Source organism: Rhodoblastus sp., from assembly GCF_019449565.1.
Taxonomy (GTDB): domain Bacteria; phylum Pseudomonadota; class Alphaproteobacteria; order Rhizobiales; family Beijerinckiaceae; genus Rhodoblastus.
This window is the reverse complement of the sequence record NZ_JAGRPM010000026.1, coordinates 1-3,232: the sequence shown is the minus strand read 5'-3', so window position 1 is coordinate 3,232 and position 3,232 is coordinate 1. Positions and strand designations below refer to the sequence as shown.

The window sequence follows — 3,232 nt, the reverse complement described above, 5'->3', positions numbered from 1 at the left end:
GTGGTCATCAAGGCAGAAGTCGTAGAACAACCGAGCCGCTGCCGCCTGTACCCCCATCATCGCCGCTTCTCCCGCAAATCAGCAGGAGAAGTGAATCACGCCACCCGCAGCGCGGCAACGGATGAGTTTTTCAACACAATCCGCCGATAACGGACCGAGACGCGACGGCAGCGCTGCTCCAGTTCCAGACATTTTCGGGGATAATGACGCTCTTCTGAGACCAGCTTGAGGCAACCGTTGCTGTCAGGCTCCCGATTATCGGTTGCGACGGCAGCCGTTCGGCCGTGGCGCCAAGAAATTGATGCGCGGGCCGGGGAAGAAGCGATTGACCCGGCGCGCGTAATCGTCGAAAGCCGCGCCGCGCGACGCGCGCATGTGTTTTTCGAGCGGTGGGACGCCGCTGACATGGGCCAGCAGCCAATAGATGAAAGCCGGCGCAGCCAGCGCGAGCAGACCCCGCGGATAGGCTCCCGACGGATCGAAGGCGATCAAGGGCCAGGCGCACCAGAACAGGAATTCAAAAAAATAATTGGGATGACGCGAGGCGCCCCACAGGCCGATCTCGCATAATCCGCCTGATGGCGCGGCGCGGCGGAACTGCGCCAGTTGCGCGTCGGCCAGTCCCTCGCCAGCCAGCGCCGCAATCGCGACAAGCCCCCCGGCGAGATCGAACAGATCGGGGAAGGGACGCGGCGACCGCGCGGCCAGGGCGACCGCGCCAACCAGAGGCAAGGCCGCCGCCGCCTGGATTTGCAGGAAGACGAATAGGCGGCGCGGAAAGGCCGCGCCCCATTCGCGCGCCAGGGCGGCATAGCGCGGATCGTCGCCCGCGCCCCGGGTGCGCGCGAAAATATGCCCGGCGAGCCGCGCCGCCCAGATCAGCACCAGCCCGGCGGCCAGCGCGCGGCGGCCAAAGGGCGCCGCGGAAGGAGGCGCCAAAGCAAGAACGAAGGCCGCCAACCCCGTGGCCGCCGACCAGATGGCGTCGATCCAGCCGCTCTGGCCGGTGCGCATCCGCGTCAGCCAGGCCAGCGCCATGGCGAGGCTCAGCGCGGCGATCGCAGCGCCCGAAAACAAAAGCAATGGCGTTCTCCTTCGTTGTTTAAACGCCATGGCCAGTCTTTTGGATCGATCCGGTGAACCGCCGCGCGCCGCGTCGCGTATCAACCCCAGTCGGCCCCCTCACCTCTGGATTTTCGATGGATCGATCAATTCCCCCAGGCCAGATCCGTCAAAAACTTGCGGTGATCGGCGCCGGCGTCTCCGGGCTCTCCTGCGCCTGGTCCCTTTCGCGCGACCACGAGGTCACGCTCTACGAGGGCGAGCGACGGCTCGGCGGCCACGCCAACACCTGCGAACTGACGCTGGGCGGGCGGGCAATCGCCGTTGACACTGGCTTCATCGTCTATAACGAGCCGACATATCCCAACCTGACCGCTTTGTTCCAGCATATCGGCGTCGAGACGGCGCCGACCGACATGTCCTTTTCCGTTTCGCTCGACGGCGGCGCCTATGAATATGCCGGCAAGGATCTGCGCGGCCTGTTCGCCCAGCCGGCCAATGTTTTCAAGCCGCGCTTCTGGTCAATGATCCGAGACTTGCTTCGCTTCTATCGCGAAGCCCCGCGCGACCTGCCGCACATGGGCGACGTCAGCCTCGGCGAATATCTCGTGCGTGGCGGCTATGGCGCGGCTTTCATCCGCGATCACCTTTATCCGATGGCGGCGGCGATCTGGTCCACGCCCGCCGCCGAGGTTGGCGCCTATCCCGCGGCCTCCTTCATTCGCTTCTGCGACAATCACGGCCTGCTGAAACTCGTGGGCCGCCCAGTCTGGCGCACCGTGCGGGGCGGCTCGCAAACCTATGTCCGCAAGCTCGCAAAAAAAATCCCCAACATCCGCCTCGGCGCGCCGGTCATTCGCGTCAGGCGGCTGCCTGACTGCGTCGAAGTGACCGACAGGCGCGGCGGGACCGACCGGTTCGACCAGGTCGTGATCGCTGCTCACGCTGACGCCGCGCTCGGCCTTCTGGAGCGGCCGAGCGAGGAGGAACGGCGCGTCCTGGGCGCCTTCCGCTATGCCTCGAACATCGCTTTTTTGCATGGCGACGCCAGCCTCATGCCGCGCCGCAAGGCGGCCTGGGCCGCCTGGAACTATCTGGCCGAGGGCCGAGGCGAAAATTCGCTGGCGGTCAGCTACTGGATGAACGCCCTGCAGCCGCTGGGGTCCGCGCCGGAGCTTTTCGTGACGCTCAACCCGCCGGCGCCGCCGCGCGAGGACCTGACCTACCAGACGGAAACCTATCGCCATCCGCAATTCGACGCCGCTGCGATGAGCGCGCAAAAGCTTTTGTGGTCGCTGCAAGGCGTGGATCGCGTCTGGTATTGCGGCGCCTATTTCGGCGCGGGTTTCCACGAGGATGGCTTGCAGGCAGGTCTCGCCGTCGCCGAGCAACTGGGCGGCGGCAGGAGGCCGTGGCGCGTCGCGGACGAAAGCGGCCGGATCTTTCTTGATTCCGCGCCGTCGCCGCGCCAGAAGGCGCTGGCCCGATGATCGCCCCCGGCCTCTATTCCGGAATCGTGACGCATCATCGGCAGCGACCGCGCGCACATCGCCTCGCCTATCGGATCTATTCGATCCTGCTCGATCTCGACCGGCTGGAGGAGTTCGATGCGCGCCTGCGCTGGTTCTCGCTCGACCGCTTCAACCTGTTTTCCTTCTATCGGCGCGATCGCGGCGACGGCTCGGGCCGCCCGCTGCGTGAACAGGTGGAGGCAGCCATGCGCGCCGCCGGAGTCGAGCCGGACGGCGGCAGGATTTTCCTGCTCACCTTGCCGCGCCTGCTCGGTTGGGCCTTCAATCCGATCAGCGTCTATTACTGCTGCCGCTGCTCTGGGGAACTCGCGGCGCTTCTCTATGAAGTGGACAATACGTTCGGCGAGCGCCACGCCTACATGATCCCCGTCGAGGACGCGGTGGGAGGCGAAGTCCGGCAGGCCTGCCGCAAGCAACTCCATGTCTCGCCCTTCATGAACATGGAGCTTGACTATTCCTTCCGCCTGCGCGCGCCCGACGACAATCTGAGCCTGACAATCGATGTTTCCGACGCCTCCGGCCTGCTGCTCACCGCGCATTATCGCGCGCGCCGGAGCGAGCTGAACGACGCCAATCTTATGCGCCTGTTCTTTTCCGTCCCGCTGCTGACGCTACGAGTTTTTGGCGGCATCCATTGG

General features: G+C 65.5%; 3 protein-coding genes. 2 read left to right on the top strand and 1 reads right to left on the bottom strand.

From position 1 onward, the window contains the following. Window positions 1–255: 255 nt before the first annotated feature. Complete coding sequence (locus QZ409_RS06020) at window positions 256–1,038, bottom strand: DUF1295 domain-containing protein (protein ID WP_296707870.1); 783 nt, start codon at window positions 1,036–1,038, stop codon at window positions 256–258. A 161-nt stretch (window positions 1,039–1,199) separates the two neighbouring features. On the opposite strand from QZ409_RS06020, the gene QZ409_RS06015 reads away from it, so the two are divergent. Both QZ409_RS06015 and QZ409_RS06010 read left to right on the top strand, forming a co-directional pair. Next, complete coding sequence (locus QZ409_RS06015; protein WP_296707868.1) at window positions 1,200–2,552, top strand: NAD(P)/FAD-dependent oxidoreductase; 1,353 nt, start codon at window positions 1,200–1,202, stop codon at window positions 2,550–2,552. Beyond that, on the top strand, window positions 2,549–3,232 hold a 684-nt coding region (locus QZ409_RS06010; RefSeq protein WP_296707866.1), incomplete at its 3' end, for a DUF1365 family protein. The genes QZ409_RS06015 and QZ409_RS06010, both read left to right, overlap by 4 nt.

Excerpts from the sequence above, each read along its gene's own strand:
- QZ409_RS06020 (WP_296707870.1), bottom strand. The coding sequence starts at position 1,038 with ATGGCGCTGGCCTGGCTGACGCGGATGCGCACCGGCCAGAGCGGCTGG.
- QZ409_RS06015 (WP_296707868.1), top strand. The coding sequence starts at position 1,200 with ATGGATCGATCAATTCCCCCAGGCCAGATCCGTCAAAAACTTGCGGTG.